Source organism: Glutamicibacter sp. PAEs-4 (genome assembly GCF_051161755.1).
GTDB lineage: Bacteria > Actinomycetota > Actinomycetes > Actinomycetales > Micrococcaceae > Glutamicibacter > Glutamicibacter nicotianae.
The window spans coordinates 1,714,721-1,734,239 of sequence record NZ_CP195017.1; the positions used below are offsets into that span (position 1 = coordinate 1,714,721).

Consider the following 19,519-nt stretch of genomic DNA (forward strand, 5'->3'; position numbering starts at 1 on the left):
GAGTATCATGTACTCTTGGTTACAGTAATACTTCTCACACCAGAATATTTACAGGAGTTCAACGAAAATGAGCCAGCCTTCTGTGCGCAACGCCGTGATCATCGGTGGCAACCGCATTCCCTTCGCCCGTTCCAACACCGCCTATGTGAATGCGTCCAACCAGGACATGTTCACCGCCGCACTCGAGGGCCTGGTTGCCCGCTACGGACTGCAGGGACAGCGCATCGGTGCAGTCTCCGGCGGTGCGGTGCTCAAGCACTCCAAGAACTTCAACCTGATCCGCGAAGCGGTGCTCGGCTCCTCGCTGGATCACGCCACCCCGGCCTACGATGTGCAGATGGCGTGCGCCACCGGCATGGAAGCCATCGGCTCGCTGGCCAACAAGATCAAGCTCGGCCAGCTCGACTCGGCCATCGGCGGCGGTGTGGACACCACCTCCGACGCGCCCATCGCCGTATCCGATTCGCTGCGCGGCATCCTGATGGAACTGTCCCGGGCCCGCACCACCAAGGCCAAGTTGGCCGCGTTGTCCAAGCTGCGCCCAGGCCACCTGGCCCCAGCGGCTCCAGGTACCGGCGAACCACGCACCGGACTGTCCATGGGCGACCACCAGGCGATCACCACCAAGAAGTGGGGCATCACCCGCGAAGCACAGGATGAACTGGCCTTGGCCAGCCACAAGAACCTGGCTGCAGCCTATGACCGCGGTTTCTTCAACGACCTGATTACCCCATTCAACGGCCTGGCCAAGGACAACAACCTGCGCGCCGACTCCAGCATGGAAAAGCTCGCCAAGCTCAAGCCGGCCTTCGGCAAGAACCTGGGCGAGGAAGCGACCATGACCGCTGGCAACTCCACCCCGCTGACCGACGGCGCCTCGACGGTGCTGCTGGGCAGCGAAGAGTACGCCCAAGCCAACGACCTGCCGATGCTGGCGAACTTCGTCGACTTCGAAGCCGCCGCGGTGGACTTCGTGCACGGCGGTGAAGGCCTGCTGATGGCCCCGGCCTACGCCACCGCCCGCATGCTCAAGCGCAACAACCTCACCTTGCAGGACTTTGATTTCTACGAGATCCACGAAGCCTTCGCCGGCACCGTGCTCTCCACGCTCAAGGCGTGGGAAGACGAGGACTTCTGCCGCGAGAAGCTTGGCCTGGATGCGCCGTTGGGCGCCATCGACCGGTCGAAGCTTAACGTGAATGGCTCCTCGCTCGCAGCGGGACACCCATTTGCCGCCACCGGCGGCCGCATTATCGCCAGCACTGCGAAGATGCTGCACGAAAAGGGTTCGGGCCGCGCACTGATTTCGGTCTGCGCAGCAGGCGGCCAGGGCGTCGTCGCTATTCTGGAGGCTCGCAGCTAATGGCAGACAAGTACATGGAACTGGTCAACACCGGCCTGACCAAGAAGCTGGCCACCATGCTGGGCCTGCCGCGTCCGCCGCGGCTGCGCCGCTACAGCCCGGATGCCGCGCTGCTGCCCGGCCCGGTATTGATCCTCGGCGCTTCGGCCAAAGCGCAGGAATTGAGCGACACCTTGGTCTCCTGGGGCCTGGATGTGCGCCGCCACGACGCAGGGGAAGCCAAGCTCGGCGGCCTGGTGCTGCTGCTCGACGAGCTCGAGCGTCCCACGGACCTTTCGCCGCTGATGCTGGCGGCCGGCCAGGCGCTGCGCAAGCTGCTTCCCGGCGGCCGCGTGGTCGCTTTCTCCCGGCCTGCCGGGGATGATGATGCGCCCCAGCTGTCAGCTGTGCGCCAGGGCATCGATGGCGTGGTGCGCTCGATGGGCCGCGAAATGCGCGCTGGCGCGACCGCCAATGGCATCGTGCTCGAAGCTGGCACTACCGTGGCCAGCCCGAGTGCGCTGGCCGCCTTGCGCTTCTTCTTCTCCGGGCGCAGCGCCTATGTGGACGGCCAATTCCTGACCGTGCGCACCAACGATGGCGTGCTTCCGGCTGACTTCGCCAAGCCGCTGGCCGGCAAGGTGGCAGTGGTGACCGGGGCCGCCCGCGGCATCGGCGCGGCCATCGCCAAAACGCTGTCCCGCGATGGGGCGCAGGTGGTCGTGGTGGACATGCCGGCCGCCGGCGAAGCGCTGGCCAAGGTGGCCAATTCCATCGGCGCCACCACCTTGCAGCTGGATGTCACCGCGGAAGATGCAGCGCAGCAGATCATGGATCACGCGATCGGCCGGCATGGCTCGCTGGATCTGGTGATCCACAATGCCGGAATCACCCGCGACAAGCTGTTGGCCAACATGGATGCCGGCCGCTGGGATTCGGTGATTGCCGTGAACATCGCCTCGCAGCTGCGCATGAACGAGGCCTTCCTGGCGGCCAAGCTGCCGGGCCTGCGCATCGTGTCGCTGGCGTCCACCTCCGGGATCGCCGGGAACCGCGGGCAGACCAATTATGCGGCTTCCAAGGGCGGGGTGATCGGCATGGTGCACGCCAGCGCCAAGCTGTTCGCCGAGAATGGCGGCTCCATTGCCGCGGTGGCCCCGGGATTCATCGAGACCGAGATGACCGCAAAGATCCCGCTGGGCACCCGCACCGTGGCCCGCATGGTCCTGCCCTCGCTGATGCAGGGCGGCCTGCCGGTGGATGTTGCCGAAGCCATCAGCTTCCTCGGCTCGGATGCCGCGGCCGGGCTGAACGGCCAGGTGCTGCGCGTCTGCGGCCAATCGCTGGTAGGTGCCTGAGATGGGTGCGCAGATCGTTACCGGAATTCCGTCGATGGCCTCGGTCTATGCCCAGTCCGTCAAGACCCTGAAGCGCAAGCCGAAGAACCCGGTGCTGCCCGAAACCGTGCTGGTGTTCCAGGGCGCGAAGGCCGATCCGGCGAAGCTTGCCGAGTTCCGCAAGGCCGTGGACGCACCGATGAACGGCGTGCTGCCGAGTCTCTACGTGCACTCCTTGGCGTTCCCGCTGGCGATGTCCTTGATGGTGCGCGACGATTTCCCGTTGCCGCTTCTGGGAATGATCCACCTGGTCAATCAGGTGGAGGTCCAGCAGCCGCTGGGGGAGGACGAGGCATTCGACATCGAGGTGCACAGCGAGAACCTCGCGGCCCATCCGCACGGGGTGACCGCCGACCTGGTGATGCGCATTGTGGTGGATGGGCAGGACCGGATGCTGCTGCGCAGCACGTTCTTGGCCAAAGGCGTGCGGCTCGATGGGACCACGCCGGAGAAAAGCGCGCGCCCTGACTTTGCCGCACCGCAGCGCACCGCAAGCTGGAAACTGGATGCTGGAACCGGACGCCGCTGGGCCGCGGTCGCCGGGGACTACAACCCGATCCACCTGGCTGCGCTCAGCGCCAAGGCATTGGGCATGCCGGCGGCCATCGCCCACGGCATCTACCTGGCGGCACGTGCGCTGGCTGGGATCGAGCCTGCTGGCGGAAGCTACCGCTGGAGCATCGAGTTCAAGACTCCGGTGGTGCTTCCGGCTTCGGTAGACCTGGCCTTCCAGCCGAACGCCGACGGTTACACCATCCAGGCGTGGAATGCGCGCAAATCCAAGCCCCACTTCGAAATGGAGCTGGTGCGCGGCTAGGTGAAGTCACCAGTGCCCTGGTCATCGACGCAGTAGCGTTGACGGCCAGGGCACTGTGGTGCCAGCGTCCTTGACTAGGCTCGGTGGCGCTCGGACTGGGCCATGCGATAGCTGGCCAATGTAGCGACAGCGGCGCGCTCCCAGGTGAATAGTCCCGAATGCTCCAGTGCGCCATGGCCGGCGGCGGTAATCTGTTCAGGATCCCGGGCAAGCTCAAGCAATTTTTCGGCCCACAGCTGGGCATCGGGCTCGTCCATGAGCCACCCTGATTCGCCGTCGTTCACGGCGTACGCCAAACCGCCCACGGCATTGGCCAGAACCGGAGTGCCGCAGGCCTGCGCTTCGGCAGCTACCAGGCCGAAGGTCTCGGAGAGCGAAGGGACTGCAACCACGTCGGCGTTGGCGAAGACGAGTGCCAATTTCTCGGGGGAGAGCGGATCGAAGAAGCGGACGACGTCCTGAAGGCCGTGGCGTTGCACGAGCGATGGCAGGTCGTAGTTGGTTTGCCCGGACAGGGCGCCGAAGAGTGATGCGGTGATGCGCAGGCTGGGGTCCTCGCGGCGCGCGATGCCCATGGCTTCGAGCAGCAGATGCGCTCCCTTCAGCGGTTGCATCCGTCCGGCATAGACCAGATGCAGGTCATCCTCGCCCAGCGGGCGGCGCACCTTGTCCTGGTCCGGATGGAAGATTCGGTGGTTGACGCCGGGCAGCACGATGTCGAGTTTTTTCGATTCCACGGCGTAGAAGTGCCCGAGCTGCTTCGCTTCCACCGGGGTGTTGGCGATGATGCGCGCGCATTCGGCAAGCAGCTGCTGCTCGGCTTCCTTGCGGTACCCGGGCTCGGGGATGCCCGATTCGTGCTCCTTGGCCGCGGCCGAGGTGTGCATCGACACCAGCAGGGGAGCGTCCCACCGTGCGGCCAGCTGCAGCCCCACCATTCCCGAGAGCCAATAGTGGCCATGGATTACATCGATCTTCACGCCGTGCAGGTGGGTGGCTATTTCTTCCGCGGCTTCGTCGATGATTTCGGGCAGCTGCTCCTTGGCCAGGGTCCGGTTCGCGGCTACCTGCACCTGGTGCATCCATACGCCCTCACTGACCTGCAGCGACTCTGAATCCCCGGCGGTGCGCGTGAGCATATGCACTTCGTGGCCCAGCGCGCCCAACGCATAGGAAAGGTTCTGGATATACACGTTCATGCCGCCTGCATCGCCGGAGCCGGGTTGCTGCATTGGCGAGGTATGCAGGGAAAGCATGGCTATGCGCATGATCGGTGCTCCCAAGGTGCTGTGCTGGTGACGGAATTTTTCGTTCGAAACTCCGCCTCTGATGCTACCAATAAGCCAAGTCGAGCATCTTCGCGTTTGCGGATGTCCAGTGATCCACCATGTCCGCTCCTCCGTGGCCGTCTTTTTCGCAGATGACCAGCGAGGAAGCCGGCCAGAGCTGGTGCAGCTTCCATGCGGTTCTTGCAGGGCCGGAAACATCGGCGCGTCCGTGGATCAGGACGGCCGGAAGATGCTGGATCTTGGCCATGTTCTCGAGGATCGGTGGCTGGCAGAAGCCGTCGTGGGCCCAGAAATGCGTCGTCATCCGGGTCATCGAATGCCGAAAACTGCGCCCTTCCCAGCGCGGATCCCGAACCACCTGCTCGGAGCCGAGGGAAATGTGGGTGTCCTCCCACAGAGCCCATTCGCGGGAGGCCGCGTCGCGAAGTTCAAGATCGCTGGAGCTGAGCAGTTGCGCGTAGGCCTCGACCAGCCGCAACTCTCCGGACGCATAGGCAGGAACATGCCTGCTGGCGAATCCCGCGAGCCGGTCCCATGCCTCGGGAAAGAGCGCTCCGACGGTTTCGGTGATCCATTGGACTTCTTCACGGCTGGTTGTCGTCACCGCGAACAGCACGATGCCGATAACACGTTCGGGATGCGCCTGCGCGTAGGCGAGCGCCAAGGTCGAGCCCCAGGACACGCCATTGAGGATCCATTTCTCGATTCCCAGCCTGATGCGCAACGTTTCGATGTCGGCAATGAGCCGCTGGGTAGTGAATGATTCCATCTCCACGTTTGCATCTGCAGCCGAGGGGAGGGAACGGCCGCAACCGCGCTGCTCGAAACCGACGAGGCGCGTACGGGACAGGTCCCAGCGGTTTCGATAGCCGCTGGCGCCGAGCGTTCCTCCCGGGCCGCCGTGCAGATGCAGTGCCGGGATTCCGTCGCGGCGTCCGAACTCTTCCCAGTACAGCTGGTGGCCATCGTCGGTCGGCATCAGCCCGTGATGGATGGGATTGCTGCCGAGGGAAAAATCAGTCATGTACGCACTTTACGGGAAAGCGGGCCAACGAGGGCTTCATCGAAAGTTGCTTCAGCTCTTCTGGATCTCCTTGGCCGGCCATCATTGAAAATGCGGGGAGCTCGGCTGGAGAGTTCAAGCTGTCCGTCGATGAAGTTGATACTCGCGCCATGTCAGTACAACGATGAATGCGTCGAAAACTGTGAGCCCGATGAGTCCCCAGCTGAAGCTGATAAACAGCTCGTAGATCTGGTACACGATGAATGCAATCAGGAATCCAATGAGCCACGGATAAGCCCACAATTGGTTTCTCAGCACTGCCCACACCAGCACCACCTTTACTATCCCATGGAATAGCAGGTAAGCCGCTGCAAAGAGTGTTGCAGAAACATCTAGGCGTTCAGCCAAACTGACCAGAAAGCGGGCGATGAAATCCTGCGGATCTTCGGAAAGTTCGTGGTGAGTCACTGCACTTACGAACACCATGATCTGAGATGGCCCGGCAAAGAGAAATATGGTGCCGGCCACGAGTTCCGAAACGCCCGTGATGCCCTTGAGGATCAGGCCCACGTAAAAAGTTCGGTCTAGCAATCTGCGGCGCTTGCCTTGTCCTGGTGCTGATTCCGGATGGTTCATGGCCCGCTGTACTTTCTTCATTGTTTGACAAGCATTAACGATGATCTGAGCTTACTTCTCAAAGCGCGACGAATCGCTATGGACTATCTGAGCGCTGGCATGCTGCCAATTCGATTCCACGTGGCGAGCGATGTTCATTTTCAATCAGTTTTCGTTCCGGAATGTCGTAGGGAGATCAGGCGCTGATCGAAGCCACGAGGACAGTGAGCCGTCGCTTCGCCTAATTGATCAACGAAGGACAGTGGGCACCCGCGTCATTCGCACGCCTGCGCGAGTACAGTTGATTGCTCGAATCGCTGGCAACTGGCATCACGGTCGCCGAAAACTTGCAATTCTGCCGAAAATCTTGTGACCCTTGACACGAAATTGCAGTGAAAATGCTGAAACCTCCTACTCAAGGCCGAATATTCCGCGAATTTACGGGCGTTTCGACGACTTCGGGGCAGTTGGTGGCCGATTGGAATTCACGCGAAAGCGGTGGTAGAGTTTTACTTCGTTGCCAGCGATAACAACGCGAACAACGAACAACCTGCGCGGGTGGCGGAATAGGTAGACGCGCCAGCTTGAGGTGCTGGTCCTCGAATAGAGGGTAGGGGTTCAAGTCCCCTTTCGCGCACAGGTAAATCCCCGGTTGACTTCGGTCAACCGGGGATTTTTCACATCTGCCAGAAATCTTGGCCCGCTGGGGACGGATTCAATGAGCCGCGGCTCCCTGCGCCATCGCGATGCCATCCGGGGACTTTGCTTGCTGTGCCGCGCTGATTCCGGCGCGGCGGCCAAAGAAGCTTCCATCGCCCAGGCTGGTACCGCTGGCGTAGCCGCCGGCGCAGACCCCCGAAGTGCAGAGTCCCGCCGCGAACAAGCCCGGGATCGGTGCGCCCGAAACATGCAGTACCCGTGAGTCGGCATCGGTCTTCGGCCCGCCCAGGGTGAATCCTCCGGTGCGGCCACGCAGGTCGATTGCCGCCAGCGCACCGTGCAGTGGCTTGACCCACTTGGGGTTCTTGCCCAGCAGGGGATCGGTGCCCTCGGCCGCGAAGCGGTTGTACTGCTCGATGGTGGCCTGGAGGCTGCCTGCAGACAGTCCCATCTCGGCTTCCAGCTCGGCGGCGTTGTCGGCAACCCAGGTAGGCTGCATCAGCAGTTCCGGACTGGAGGTTTCGCTGGCCGAGCCTTCTTCGAATGCAGCCTCGTCGATGACCAGGAATGCCTGGTTCTCCTGGTGGAACAACGTCGCCTGGCCGAGCCGGCCCGGGTAGGTGTCTTCATTAATGTAGCGCTGGCCGCGGCCGTTGACCAGGAGGCCGCGCACCAGCAACTGCGGATCGCAGAAGAATGCGTCCTCGGTGGCGTCCATGTGGGCGGTCGCGGCGCCAATCGACTGGCCCATTTGGATGGCGCGCCCGTCGTGCGCCTCAATGGATGCCGCCGGGCGGCCCAGGATGCGCGGCGCATTGGCACGGACCATTTCTTCGTTGAAAGCGAAGCTGCCCATGGCCAGGACCACGCCACGACGTGCCTTTACGTAGACATCCTTGCCATAGCGCGTGGCGTCGATGCCCACCACGCGTCCATCGGACTCGACGACCAACGATTGCACCCGCAGGTCGTATTCGGCGCGCACGCCCAGGGCTTGCGTGGTCTCGACCAGCGGTTTCATGAGCATGTAGCCGCCGCCCTGCTTGCCGGTATTCTTGCCGGACATCTGCGGAACGTGCCCGCGCGGAGCCGGGGAAATCGAGGTGCTGAACGGGGCTGCGTTCTCGCCGCCGGAGTACATCAGCCCGTCATCATGGGGAGGTTCCCAGCCTGGCTGGCCCCAGAACGATTCCTTGAAGACGACACCCGCGTCCACCAGCTAGTTGTAATGATCCACGCTGCCTTCGCAGTAGGCATCGATCTTCGCATCGTCGGTCCCCGGGCCGAGGGCGGCCTTCATGTTCTCGACGGTGTCTTCGAAGCCCAGGGCCCGCTGCAGCGGAGTGCCGCCGCCGAGATAGACGAAGCCGCCGGCCATGGAGGCGGCGCCGCCCTAGCCTCCGGAACGTTCGAGCACTAGCACCTCGGCTCCGGCGCGTGCAGTCTCGATGGCGGCGCTCACCCCGGCGATGCCGTAGCCGGCAACCACCACATCGGCCTCGTAATCCCAGTTGCTGATGCTGCTGGCTGAAATGTTGAACGAGCTGCTTTCGGACATGTGCGCGCATCCTCTCGAAATAGGCTAAAAAGTATCCAGAAGATTAGCTGTCCACTGCCGATTCACTGCGAAGCAGTCCCACTGGATGGAACCGTCGTGCCTTGAGCCCAGCTACCCTTGGGTTCTGCTGAGCCGGCGCAGGCTCTCGGCATCCAGCACCTGGTTGAAGACCGGTCCCTGCGGTTCCAGCACCCGGCCGGCGGCCAAGCTGGGCAGCTGCACCGGGGAGAAACCCAATGCCTTGGTGAGTTCCGAAACCATCTGGGCATCCTGCGCGTTATCCGCGGCGACGCCCAGGGCACGCTGCGCAGATTGCTTAGTTGCCCGATCCGCATCCATATCCCAATGGCTGATGTGATTCAGTGCCTTGACTACGCGCGAGCTCTTGAAGCGGGCCGCGATGCCCTCGGAACTGGACAGACCGGCATCCAGCGAGGCTTCCAGCCAATCGGGAAGCGGCTCGTCTTCCCAGCGGTTGGTCGCATCCACCAGCAGGGTGCCAGCTAAGGAGGAGACATCGATGTCGCCGAGTTCTTCCTGCGGCACCATGAGCACCACCAAGTCGACATCCTCGGCGATCTCCTCGGCCAGCACGCCGGTGGCCCGGGATGCATACTGCGCCAAGTGGTATTTCATCATCCGCGGGGGCCGCGAGCCCGCGATGCGTACCTCGATGCCGGCAGCTGCCGCTGCCCGGGCCAATGCCGTGCCAGCTCGTCCTGCGCCCAGGATTCCAATCCGCTTGATGCTCATAGCTCCAGCCTAGACGCGAAGGCCGTAGTGGCATGCAATTCATTGCATGCCACCACGGCCTTCAACTTAGCGGAAGCTTGTCAGCTCCAAAGCGGAGCCAGGGACTTGATCAGCTGCTGCACGCCCAAGATGATGAACAGCACCGCGGTAATCGCCAGCGCCGTATTGGTGTGCCAGCGGTTCGCCCATTCCTTCGGGATGCGCTTGCCGTTGAGCAGGCCCAAGAGGGTGACTGCCAGGAACGGCATGAACAGTGCGCCGAGGACGCCGTAGGCCAGGATCAGGGCGATCGGCTTGTCCAGCAGGAACAGCACCATTGGCGGGAAGGTCAGCCACAGGACGTAGAACTTGAAGTACTTGCCGCCGGTCATGGTGTCCGGGTGGTTTGCAGGCTTCTTGCGCATGTGGCCCCAGAAGTCAGCGAACATCAGCGAAACGCCGTTCCACACGCCGATGATCGACGAGAAGGACGCGGCCCAGAAGCCTACCAGGAAGCCGTTGCCGACAACATCGCCGTACTCGGCCTTCAGCACATCGCCCAGTTCCAGCAGTCCCTTGTCGCCACCGGAAATGGTGACGCCAGCGGCGCGAACAACTTCTGCGCCGACGATCAGCATCGCGAGCACGAAAATGCCGGTCATGACGTAGGCCATGGTGTTGTCGATGCGCATCACGCGCATCCACTTAGGGGTGTACCAGCCCTTTTCGCGCAGCCAGTAGCCGTAGGCGGCCAAGGTGATGGTGCCGCCGACGCCGCCGGCCAAGGCCAGGGTGTAGACCACGCCGCCCTGCGGGATCATCGGGATCAGGCCCTTGAGCATCTCCGGAATGTTCGGCACAGCGATGAAAGCCAAGCCCACCACGGTCACGAACATGATGCCTACCAGCACGGCGGTGATCTTCTCGAAGAAGTTGTACTTGCCGAACCAGACCATCACGAAGCCCAGCAGGCCCATGAGCACTGCCCAGATTTTCAGGTCCACTGCCGGCATCAAGGCTGCCAGCGGCAACGCGGCAGAGCTCATCGCGGTAGCGCCGTAGACGAAGCCCCAGAGGATGATGTAGGGACCGAAGTACCAGGTGGTCCACTTGCCCAGGGTGCTCCAGCCTTCGAAAATGGTCTTTCCGGTGGCCAGGGTGTAGCGGCCGGCGCCTTCAACCAGAACAATTTTCAGGATCACGCCGACAATCACTGCCCACAGCAGGGCATAGCCATACTGGCTGCCTGCTACCAGGGTGGCTACCATGTCGGCTGCGCCAACGCCGGTCGCCGCAACGACCAGGCCCGGGCCAATGACCTTCCAGCGCGGTGGGCCGCCACCGTCCAGATCGGCGCGTTGCGCCTCGATGTTTTCACTCATTTGATTTTCCTTTGCCGCAATGCGATGCCGCCGCGGCAGCGCATCTACGGTGATGCGGACCACGGGGGTGTGAGATCGTATTCAATCTTGGTAGTGATCTTTCTTACTGGCAAACTCACAGTCAACTACTAACACTTTCTTAAGTTTGAGGGTGACGTGAGAAACACTGCGTACCCGAATTGCTAGAATTGACCAGTTACCTGCGGGCTTCGCGCCCGGATCTGATCACCGAGGATGATGCCGTGCAGCTGTTGATCGTCGAAGACGACGAGGCCGTCGCCCGCGCCCTGATTGATGCGGTGAGCGCGGCCGGCCACCTGGCAGAGCATGTCAGCCGCGGTGCCGACGCGCTGTTGAAGCATCGCAACGCACAAATGATCCTGCTGGACCTGGGCCTGCCGGACATGGACGGACTTGAGGTCCTGCGCAAGCTGCGCCAAATCAGCGACGTTCCCGTCGTCATCCTCTCGGCTCGCAATGACGAGCGCAGCGTGGTCCGGGGGCTGCGCCAGGGCGCAGACGATTTCCTGGTCAAGCCCATCGGCCTGGCAGTTCTCCTTGCCCGTATTGACGCGGTGGCGCGCCGGGCCAAGGTGCTTGCCGACGACAACGACGGCGTGCTCATCGCCGGCGGGCTGCGCGTGGATACCGGCAAGCACGAAGCGGTACTCGACGGGCGGGCGCTGCATTTGACCGCCAAGGAATTCGACTTGCTGGCGTTGCTGGCCCAGCACGCCGGATCGGTAGTCACCCGGGAGCGGATCCTTGACCGCCTGTGGGGCGACGCATTCATTGCGGTTTCGCGTTCCTTGGATGTCCACCTCACCGGCTTGCGTTCCAAGCTCGCGGCGCCGGGGATGATCGTGAACGTTCGCGGGGTCGGCTACCGGCTGGAAACGCCAAACCCGTGAGGCTGCGCGTACTGGGAATCCTGGGCACTCTGCTGCTGGCGATCGTCGCCATCGCCAGCGCGATGCTGTTGCAGAGCGTGAGCCGCGATGCCACCGCGGACCTGCAGCTGAACCGGATTTCGGCATTGAACCGCTTTGTCCAGCTTGCCACCCATGCCGACCTGAACAGCGACATGTCGCTGCTCCAGCTGGAGATGGATACCTATAGCGATCTGTATGGCGAGGGACTGCTGATCAATCTCGGCCAGCGGCAATTGGTCTCGGGGAGCATCGACCCGCAGGATCCCGAGGTTGCGCAGGCCGTGCGCAATGCCGAACTGAACCTCGGGCTCCTCCAGCTTCCGCCCATCGATCCCTTCTCCGATGCCACTGCATTGCTTTCGCAGCCTTTCGGTAATTCTGCCCAGGTGCTCGGCTCGGTCACGATGCAAGTGAACCTGGAAACTGCACGCACAAAGGTGCTGGAAAAGTCCAGCGTGCTCTGGCTCATGGTCATCTCCCTTGGTGCCGGACTGCTGCTCTTGGCCGACCGCCTCACCTCTTGGGTGCTTCGCCCGGTGCACCGGCTCAACGATGCGGTCAACGACATTGCGCAGCACCAGGCACCGGTGCATCTGGAAGAGCAAGGCCCTCCCGAGCTGCGCCAGCTGTCCCGGTCACTGAGCCGCATGGCCCAAACGATGGCCGAGAGCCTGGATCAGCAGCAAGAGCTCATCGCCGAGACATCCCATCAGCTGCGCAACCCGGTAGCAGCCTTGAGGCTTCGCGTGGATCTGCTGAAGATGCGCCTGGGCGAGCAGGCGGATCCCGCCGGAGTGCACGCCGTGGAAAGCGAACTGGATCGGGTCGAGACCCTGCTGGATGGCGTCATGCGCTTGGCCAGCGCCGAGCATCGGCTGACCGAGCAAAGGGCCGGGGACGCGCTGCCCGACGCAGCTGTGCGCGGCCAGCAAATCGACGTCGGGCAGATGCTTGCCGAAGAAGTCGAACGGCAATCCGAAGCTGCCCGGCTGCTAGGCAACCAGCTGGTGCTCGATGCCAGTGCCACCTCGGAACCGGAAGCCATCGCGTGGTGCAACGGCTTCGATTTGCAGCAGATGCTCGCAGAACTGGTTGAGAACGCCTTCAAATACGCACCCGGCAGCAGCATCGTGATGGGCCTCGAGCTCCACCAGCGAACAATAGAGATTCAAATCCAAGACCATGGTCCCGGCATGAGCGCAGCTGAACTGGAGAACGCCGCAGATCGGTTCTGGCGTGCAGAACAGGTGCTGCACCGCCCGGGAACAGGGTTGGGACTGGCGATCGTCGATCGCCTGGCACGCGTCAATGCCGGTGGACTCACGCTGGAATCTTCTCCGGGCCAAGGGCTGAAAGCCACAATAAGCCTCCCCCGGCACACCAAGGAATCAGAGGTCCACGATGAATCCTGAGCCATTGCCATCGCGGCGGAAACTGCTCAAATACCTGCTTGCGCTTCCGGTGGCTGCCACGATCCCGGCCTTGGGTTCTTGCACTTCGCGGGCCAGTGCAGGCCGATTGGATATCGCGTCAGGTGAAGATGGGGGAATGTACTTCCAATTTGCCTCCTTGCTCTCCAAGGCGTTGGTGGCCAACGGCGTCGCCGAGCAGTCGCACGCCTTGAATACCCAAGCTAGCGCCCAGAACCTGGCGATGCTCGCAGGCAACGAGGCCGAGCTGGCCCTGGCGCTGGCCGATACGGCGGACCAGTATCGGAAGGATCATGGCTCGCAGACCCAGCCGCTGGCCCTGGGCCGCGTCTACCAGAACTACTTCCATTGCATCCTCCGTCCTGGAACCGGCATTGAATCGCTGCACGATCTGGCAGGACGCACCATCGGAACCGGCGCCCCGGAATCCGGTACGTGGGTTACCGGCCAGCGGATCCTTGAAGCGGCGAAGCTCAAGAACAGCGCGAATGCGCCCACGGAGCTGCAGTTCGGGTACGCGGCAGGGTTGGACGCGCTGAGCCGCGGAAGCATTGACGCGCTCTTCCTTTTCGGCGGCCTGCCGGTGATGCCGCTGAGCGAACTCGCGTCCAGCATGGATCTGGAACTGCTCGACGTGTCGGGGGTCCTGCCGCAGCTGCGTGAGCGGTACCCGGACCTGTACGACGCGGTTGTCGTCCCGGAGGGAACCTACCACGGCGTCAAGTCCGTCCAGACAATCGGGGTGGGCAACTTGTTGATGGCGCGCGCGGATATGGCTGATGACCTGGCCGGAGCCATCGTCAAGCTCCTGGTCGACCACGCTGACCAGCTGGTCCCGGACTCCAGCGCCGGCATACAATTCCTGACCACTGAAACCTTGATCAGCACCGGTGGCCTGCCGTTGCACCCGGGTGCGCGCACCGCCTACCGGGAACTGCACGGATAAGCTCGCGCACGCCGGTACGAGACGGCCGGGGGCTTGGCCGACTAGTGTGTATGGCAGAGCACTGCTACGAGAGGATCAATTGCGATGCCCACTGCCGACGCCATTGCACGCATGGAAAATGAAGCCGTCGAGATTTGCCGGAAACTGATCCAGGTCGACACGACGAACTACGGCGGCAACAAGGGTGCAGGTGAGCTGGAGGCCGCCGAATATGTTGCCGGTTTGCTCCAGGAAGTTGGCTTGGACGCCAAGATCTACGAATCTGCTCCCGGGCGGGCCAATGTGCTCACCCGTATTCCGGGTGCCGACCCGGCGCTGCCGGCCCTGGTGGTGCACGGCCATTTGGATGTCGTGCCGGCCATCGCCGAAGACTGGAGCGTGGATCCCTTCGGTGCGGAGATCATCGACTCGATGATCTGGGGACGCGGCGCGGTAGACATGAAGAACATGGATGCGATGATCATCGCCGCCATCCGCCATCTGCAGCGCGAAAAGATCATCCCACGGCGCGACCTGGTCATCGCCTTCTTTGCCGATGAGGAAGCCGGCGGGGACTATGGCGCAGGCTGGATGGTGCAGAACCATCCCGAGCTCTTTGCCGGCGCCACCGAGGCGATCAGCGAAGTCGGCGGGTTCTCGGTCGAGATCAACGGCCGCCGTGCCTACATGCTGCAGACCGCGGAAAAGGGCATCGCCTGGCTGAAGCTGACCGCCCAGGGCATGGCCGGGCACGGTTCGCAGCTGAACGGCGACAATGCGGTCACCCATCTGGCAGGAGCCGTGCACCGCATCGGCGAGCATCAATGGCCGCTGTCCTATACCAAGACCACGCGCGCCCTGCTGGAACAGGTAGCCGAGCTGTCCGGGCTGGACTTCAATGAAGCAGATCCCGCCCCGCTGCTCTCGGCCATGGGCAACGTCTCGAGGTTCGTCGGCGCGACCTTGCAGAATACCGCGAACCCTTCCGCCTTGGACGCCGGCTACAAGCACAACGTCATTCCCGGCCAGGCTGAAGCCCTGATCGACTGCCGCACCTTGCCCGAGCAGCACGAAGCCACCGTGCAGACCCTGCGCGAATTGGCCGGGGAACATGTCGAGCTGTCCATGGTGCATGAGCAGGATTCCCTTGAGGTGCCGTTCGCCGGGGCGCTGGTGGATTCGATGATCGAATCGCTGCTGTCCGAGGACCCGGATGCGGTGGTCCTGCCCTATATGCTCTCCGGCGGCACCGATAACAAATGGCTGGCCAAGCTGGGGATCACCGGCTACGGATTCGCGCCGCTGCAGCTTCCCGCCGAACTGGACTTCACCGGAATGTTCCACGGCGTCGATGAACGGGTGCCGGTGGACTCCGTCAAATTCGGCGTCCGGGTCCTGCAGAAGCTCTTGCAGGACTACTAGAAACATCCTCCTCCCAGCGAGCACAAGAGAAACCAGGAGAAGAATCCTTGTCCATCGAATCAGTACTGACCAACGAGCTGCTTGAACGCTTCCGCGGCCGGGCCGCTGGCTATGACGAGGCGAACGCGTTCGCCATCGAGGACTTCAACGAGCTGGTGGAACTCGGCTACCTCAAGGCGCTGGTGCCGGTGGATCGCGGGGGACTGGGGTGGAGTTTCGACACCCTGGCGCTGGCGCAGCGCCGCCTTGCCACTGCCGCGCCGGGTACGGCGCTGGCGATCAACATGCACCAGGTCTGGGCAGGAGTCGCCTATCTGCTGCAGGCCCGCGGGGACCGGCGCTTGGACATGGTTGCCGATTGGATTGCCGAGGGCGAAGTGATGGCCTTCGGGATTTCGGAACCGGGCAACGATGCGGTGCTCTTCGACTCCAAGACCAGTGCGGCCACCGCTGCCGATGGTTCGGTGGCATTCACCGGCGTGAAGATCTTCACCTCGCTTTCCCCGGCGTTCACCCGTCTGGGGGTGTTCGGCAAGGACCAGGACTCCGGGGAGCTCGTCCACGGCTTCGTCGCCCGCGGCGAAGGCGTGCAGTCGATGGACGACTGGAACACCCTGGGCATGCGGGCCAGCCAGTCGCACACCACGAAGCTGGAGGATGCGGTGGCTCCCAGCGATTGGGTGCATAGCCGGCTGCCGGTCGGCCCGAACGCGGACCCGCTGATCTTCGGCATCTTCGCGTCCTTCCTCACCCTGACCGCGAGCGTCTACGTGGGCATCGCCGATCGTGCGGTGACCCTGGCGCAGGAGGCGCTGACTGATCGAGTGCACCAGGACGGGACCAAGTATTCGCAGGATGTCCGCGCCCGCGGCCTGCTGGCGGAGGCGGCCATGCGCCTGCTGTCCCTGGATGCCCTCCAGCGCTCGGTGGCCGGCGACCTGGAAGCCAAGGCGGACCACCAGGGCGCCTGGTTCCCGAAGCTGGTGACGCTGCGGACCATTGCAGGGGACACCGCACGGGAAAACGTCCAGGTTGCCGGCCAGCTGCTGGGCGGCGGCGGGTATTTCCGCGGCTCGGAATTCGAACGGCTATACCGCGACGTGCAGGCCAGCTGGTACCACCCGTCCAATGCGGCCTCGGCTGCCAACACGGTGGCCTCCTGGCTGGTCGGCCCGCTCGACAGCTAGGCCGAGGCCCGGCGCAGCCTGCCTAGCGGCGGTTCAGGGGGCCAGCGTGCTGCGAATGCGCATCACGCGGCGCCGCAGCCAATACTTGTAGGCGCCGCCCTCGTAGCGGCAGGTGCGCATCAGCTCCCATTTGCCGTTATCCGCATGCTCGCGAAGGGCTGCCCGGGCTACATTCTTCGGCTCGCCGGGGAAAGAGGTGATGACCAGGTATTCGAAGCGCTGGTCATCGGGATGATGCAGCGGCGGCTTAATTCTTTCTTCGAGCATCCTGCCCCCTATCTAAAGAACGCCATGCGTTGTAGCCTCATGCTATGAGTACTGATCCGAGTTTTGCACTGCAAACACTTATTGCCCGCCTGGAGCAGCATCTGGCAATTGTGTCGCAGAGCCGCGGTGCCGCCGAGGCTTCCGTCGACGCCGCCTTTGGCGCGTTGGCCGATGCCTTCGAAGACTATGAGGACGCCCTCTATGAACAGTATTCCGAGCTTTTGCCCTTCACCATACCCTCGGATGATGCGTGAGTACGACCACGGGGTGAATTTTTCGCATTACGTGTTTCTGAGTCCGGATACTCGCAATCCGTGAAGTAATGTCGAGGGGTGAATTGGTTTGAAGCAGCTTTCCTAGGATTGATCCAGGGCCTGACCGAGTTCCTCCCGATCTCGTCCTCCGCCCACTTGCGCATCGTTGGCGAACTTTTGCCTAACGCCCAAGACCCCGGGGCGGCTTTTACCGCCATTACCCAGCTGGGTACCGAAACCGCGGTGATCGTCTTCTTCTGGCGTGACATCGTGCGCATCATCGGTGCGTGGTGCAAGGCCTTGGCCGGCAAGATCCCGCATTCGGATCCGGATGCCAAGATGGGCTGGCTGATCATCGTCGGCTCCCTGCCCATCGCGATCCTGGGCCTGCTGCTGGAAGACTACATCGATACGAACTTCCGTTCGCTGTGGATCGTGGCGACAACCCTGGTGGTCTTCGGCCTGATCCTGGCCATCGCCGACCACTACGGCAAGCAGCAGCGCACCTTGGAGAAGCTGACCGTCAAGCACGGCATCTTCTACGGCTTCGCGCAGGCCATGGCCCTGATTCCGGGTGTCTCGCGCTCCGGCGGCACCATCACCGCGGGCCTGCTCATGGGCTACACCCGCGAGGCGGCGGCCCGCTACTCGTTCCTGCTGGCCATCCCTGCGGTGTTCGCCTCGGGACTCTACAAGCTGGCCAAGTCCTTCGATGAGCCGGGGGTCTACACCCTGGCGCAGACTGGTGTCGCCACCGTCGTCGCCTTCATCGTCGGCTTCCTGATCGTGGGCTGGTTCCTGAAGTTCGTTTCCACCCACTCCTACCGCTTCTTCGTCTGGTACCGCATCCTGCTGGGCCTGGCGCTGTTCGTCGCTCTCGGATTGGGCTGGATGGCCGCCTGATTCATCCCATGAAAGATGTCCGTGGACTGCTTCACGGACATCTTGCAGTTAACGGGAATAAACCTTGTCCTGCTTCACTTGGACTTAAAGGAAGAAATACGTCGCATCTGCGAAAGGACGTTCATAAGTGCACGCGTGGAAAAACCCTGAGGTACCTCAGGTGGCTGGTTCAGCACCGACACTGGAACTTTTCAACACCGCCACCGGTACCCAGCAGGCCACTGCGCCAGCGGATGAGGCTCTTGCGCCGGCAAGCATGTACGTTTGCGGAATCACCCCGTATGACGCCACCCATATGGGCCACGCCGCCACATATGTCACCTTCGACCTGGTGCAGCGCACCTGGCTCGACGCCGGGCGAACCGTGGCCTACACCCAGAACATCACCGACGTGGACGATCCGCTGCTGGAGCGTGCAACGGCTACGGGCGTCGACTGGCGGGAACTGGCCGAGTCGCAGATCCAGCTCTTCCGCGACGACATGGAAGCGCTGAATGTCATCCCGCCGCAGAACTACATCGGCGCCGTGGAATCCATCGGCTGGCTGGTCCCCGTGGTCGAGCAGCTGCTAGACGCGGACCTGGCCTACCGCGTGCCGGCCGGTGCCGATGAGGTCGAAGGCGACGTGTACTTCGACACCATGGCCGCGCAGAACGATGCCTGGACGCTGGGATCGGTCTCCAACTACGACCGCGAGACCATGCTCGGCTTCTTCGCCGAACGCGGCGGCGACCCGGACCGCGCAGGCAAGCGCGACGCGCTGGATCCGCTGTTGTGGCGTGCCGCCCGCGAGGGCGAGCCCCGGTGGGATGGCGGCACGCTGGGCGAAGGCCGCCCCGGCTGGCATATCGAATGCTCGGTGATTGCCCGCAAGACCCTGCCGGCTCCGTTCACCGTCCAGGGCGGCGGCTCGGACCTGATCTTCCCGCACCACGAATTCTCCGCGGCCCACGCGGCCGCCGGCGACCATGCCGAACTCGCGCAGGCCTACGTGCACACCGGCATGGTGGGCCTGGACGGCGAGAAGATGAGCAAGTCCCTGGGCAACCTGGTGCTGGTCTCCAAGCTGCGCGCTGCCGGCGTCGAGCCGGTGGCGATCCGCGCCGTGCTGCTCTCCCAGCACTACCGCAGCGACTGGTTCTGGACCGATGAACTGCTGGCCACCGCGCAGCAGCGCGTGGCGGCCTGGCGTGAGGCGCTGGCCAGCGCCAGCCTCGAGGATGCGGCCAGCGTGATGGCCCAGATCCGCAAGCACCTGGCCAATGACCTTGATGCGCCCTCCGCGCTGGATGCCATCGACCGGTGGGCCGCACAGCCTGCCAGCTCGAATGGCGAGGGCGCCAACGCCTTGCGCGACGGCATCGACGCGCTGCTCGGGCTCAAGCTCTAGCACGCTGCTTCGCA

The 19,519-nt window shown here is 63.2% G+C and carries 20 protein-coding genes and 1 tRNA gene; 12 read left to right on the forward strand and 9 right to left on the reverse strand.

The features are described from left to right. Positions 1-67 precede the first annotated feature (67 nt). Genes ACR9WD_RS08080 through ACR9WD_RS08090 form a run of 3 tightly spaced genes read left to right on the forward strand, consistent with a single transcriptional unit; the run spans position 68 to position 3,556 of the window. Positions 68-1,363, forward strand: coding sequence for an acetyl-CoA C-acetyltransferase (locus ACR9WD_RS08080; protein ID WP_434923169.1), 1,296 nt, complete (start codon positions 68-70; stop codon positions 1,361-1,363). After that, complete coding sequence (locus tag ACR9WD_RS08085) at positions 1,363-2,700, forward strand: 3-oxoacyl-ACP reductase (RefSeq protein WP_434923170.1); 1,338 nt, start codon at positions 1,363-1,365, stop codon at positions 2,698-2,700. The genes ACR9WD_RS08080 and ACR9WD_RS08085 overlap by 1 nt, the downstream gene beginning before the upstream one ends. Position 2,701: 1 nt before the next feature. Further along, positions 2,702-3,556: a MaoC family dehydratase gene (locus ACR9WD_RS08090; protein WP_073706263.1), complete on the forward strand. Its 855-nt coding sequence runs from the start codon at positions 2,702-2,704 to the stop codon at positions 3,554-3,556. A gap of 74 nt (positions 3,557-3,630) precedes the next feature. On the opposite strand, the gene ACR9WD_RS08095 is transcribed toward ACR9WD_RS08090, so the two are convergent. From ACR9WD_RS08095 to ACR9WD_RS08105, 3 genes are all read right to left on the reverse strand, one after another. Then, positions 3,631-4,824 (reverse strand): glycosyltransferase, encoded by a 1,194-nt coding sequence (locus ACR9WD_RS08095; protein WP_434923171.1) that lies wholly within the window; start codon positions 4,822-4,824, stop codon positions 3,631-3,633. A 64-nt stretch (positions 4,825-4,888) separates the two neighbouring features. Next, complete coding sequence (locus ACR9WD_RS08100; protein ID WP_434923172.1) at positions 4,889-5,869, reverse strand: alpha/beta fold hydrolase; 981 nt, start codon at positions 5,867-5,869, stop codon at positions 4,889-4,891. Positions 5,870-5,983: 114 nt separating this feature from the next. After that, entirely contained in the window at positions 5,984-6,505 is a 522-nt protein-coding gene (locus tag ACR9WD_RS08105) for a DUF2127 domain-containing protein (RefSeq protein WP_434923173.1), read from the reverse strand. A gap of 510 nt (positions 6,506-7,015) precedes the next feature. Between ACR9WD_RS08105 and ACR9WD_RS08110 the strand changes: the two genes are divergently transcribed. Continuing rightward, positions 7,016-7,100: transfer RNA gene (locus ACR9WD_RS08110), tRNA-Leu, on the forward strand. Positions 7,101-7,178: 78 nt separating this feature from the next. Here the strand turns inward: ACR9WD_RS08110 and ACR9WD_RS08115 are convergent. From ACR9WD_RS08115 to ACR9WD_RS08135, 5 genes are all read right to left on the reverse strand, one after another. After that, a complete protein-coding gene (locus ACR9WD_RS08115) occupies positions 7,179-8,339 on the reverse strand; it encodes an FAD-dependent oxidoreductase (protein ID WP_434923174.1) in 1,161 nt (386 codons plus the stop codon). A 3-nt stretch (positions 8,340-8,342) separates the two neighbouring features. Then, positions 8,343-8,501, reverse strand: a complete 159-nt coding sequence (locus ACR9WD_RS08120; protein ID WP_434923175.1) for a hypothetical protein — start codon at positions 8,499-8,501, stop codon at positions 8,343-8,345. Positions 8,502-8,516: 15 nt separating this feature from the next. Then, positions 8,517-8,681 (reverse strand): FAD-binding protein, encoded by a 165-nt coding sequence (locus tag ACR9WD_RS08125; protein ID WP_434923176.1) that lies wholly within the window; start codon positions 8,679-8,681, stop codon positions 8,517-8,519. A 111-nt stretch (positions 8,682-8,792) separates the two neighbouring features. After that, a complete protein-coding gene (locus tag ACR9WD_RS08130) occupies positions 8,793-9,434 on the reverse strand; it encodes an NADPH-dependent F420 reductase (protein WP_423300081.1) in 642 nt (213 codons plus the stop codon). Between the two features lie 80 nt (positions 9,435-9,514). Further along, on the reverse strand, positions 9,515-10,795 hold the full coding sequence (locus tag ACR9WD_RS08135) for an Nramp family divalent metal transporter (RefSeq protein ID WP_423300082.1): 1,281 nt from the start codon (positions 10,793-10,795) through the stop codon (positions 9,515-9,517). A gap of 242 nt (positions 10,796-11,037) precedes the next feature. On the opposite strand from ACR9WD_RS08135, the gene ACR9WD_RS08140 reads away from it, so the two are divergent. The 5 genes from ACR9WD_RS08140 (at position 11,038) to ACR9WD_RS08160 (ending at position 16,691) form a co-directional block, all read left to right on the forward strand. Then, on the forward strand, positions 11,038-11,706 hold the full coding sequence (locus tag ACR9WD_RS08140) for a response regulator transcription factor (RefSeq protein ID WP_434923201.1): 669 nt from the start codon (positions 11,038-11,040) through the stop codon (positions 11,704-11,706). Beyond that, positions 11,703-13,139 carry a sensor histidine kinase gene (locus ACR9WD_RS08145; protein ID WP_434923177.1) on the forward strand — a complete coding sequence of 479 codons (1,437 nt, stop codon included), beginning with the start codon at positions 11,703-11,705 and terminating at the stop codon, positions 13,137-13,139. The genes ACR9WD_RS08140 and ACR9WD_RS08145 overlap by 4 nt, the downstream gene beginning before the upstream one ends. Continuing rightward, positions 13,129-14,103, forward strand: coding sequence for a TAXI family TRAP transporter solute-binding subunit (locus ACR9WD_RS08150; RefSeq protein ID WP_434923178.1), 975 nt, complete (start codon positions 13,129-13,131; stop codon positions 14,101-14,103). The genes ACR9WD_RS08145 and ACR9WD_RS08150 overlap by 11 nt, the downstream gene beginning before the upstream one ends. 84 nt (positions 14,104-14,187) lie before the next feature. Continuing rightward, a complete protein-coding gene (locus ACR9WD_RS08155; RefSeq protein ID WP_423300085.1) occupies positions 14,188-15,504 on the forward strand; it encodes a M20/M25/M40 family metallo-hydrolase in 1,317 nt (438 codons plus the stop codon). A 47-nt stretch (positions 15,505-15,551) separates the two neighbouring features. Continuing rightward, on the forward strand, positions 15,552-16,691 hold the full coding sequence (locus tag ACR9WD_RS08160; protein WP_434923179.1) for an acyl-CoA dehydrogenase family protein: 1,140 nt from the start codon (positions 15,552-15,554) through the stop codon (positions 16,689-16,691). Between the two features lie 33 nt (positions 16,692-16,724). Here ACR9WD_RS08160 and ACR9WD_RS08165 read toward each other — a convergent pair whose 3' ends face one another. Beyond that, positions 16,725-16,958, reverse strand: a complete 234-nt coding sequence (locus ACR9WD_RS08165) for a DUF5703 family protein (RefSeq protein ID WP_038991036.1) — start codon at positions 16,956-16,958, stop codon at positions 16,725-16,727. Between the two features lie 44 nt (positions 16,959-17,002). On the opposite strand from ACR9WD_RS08165, the gene ACR9WD_RS08170 reads away from it, so the two are divergent. The 3 genes from ACR9WD_RS08170 to mshC all read left to right on the forward strand — a co-directional run bounded on the left by ACR9WD_RS08170 (position 17,003) and on the right by mshC (position 19,505). After that, entirely contained in the window at positions 17,003-17,212 is a 210-nt protein-coding gene (locus ACR9WD_RS08170; RefSeq protein ID WP_423300087.1) for a hypothetical protein, read from the forward strand. Positions 17,213-17,290: 78 nt separating this feature from the next. Continuing rightward, positions 17,291-18,115, forward strand: a complete 825-nt coding sequence (locus ACR9WD_RS08175; protein WP_073706253.1) for an undecaprenyl-diphosphate phosphatase — start codon at positions 17,291-17,293, stop codon at positions 18,113-18,115. Positions 18,116-18,242: 127 nt separating this feature from the next. Continuing rightward, positions 18,243-19,505 carry a cysteine--1-D-myo-inosityl 2-amino-2-deoxy-alpha-D-glucopyranoside ligase gene (gene mshC, locus ACR9WD_RS08180; protein WP_434923180.1) on the forward strand — a complete coding sequence of 421 codons (1,263 nt, stop codon included), beginning with the start codon at positions 18,243-18,245 and terminating at the stop codon, positions 19,503-19,505. Positions 19,506-19,519: the final 14 nt, after the last annotated feature.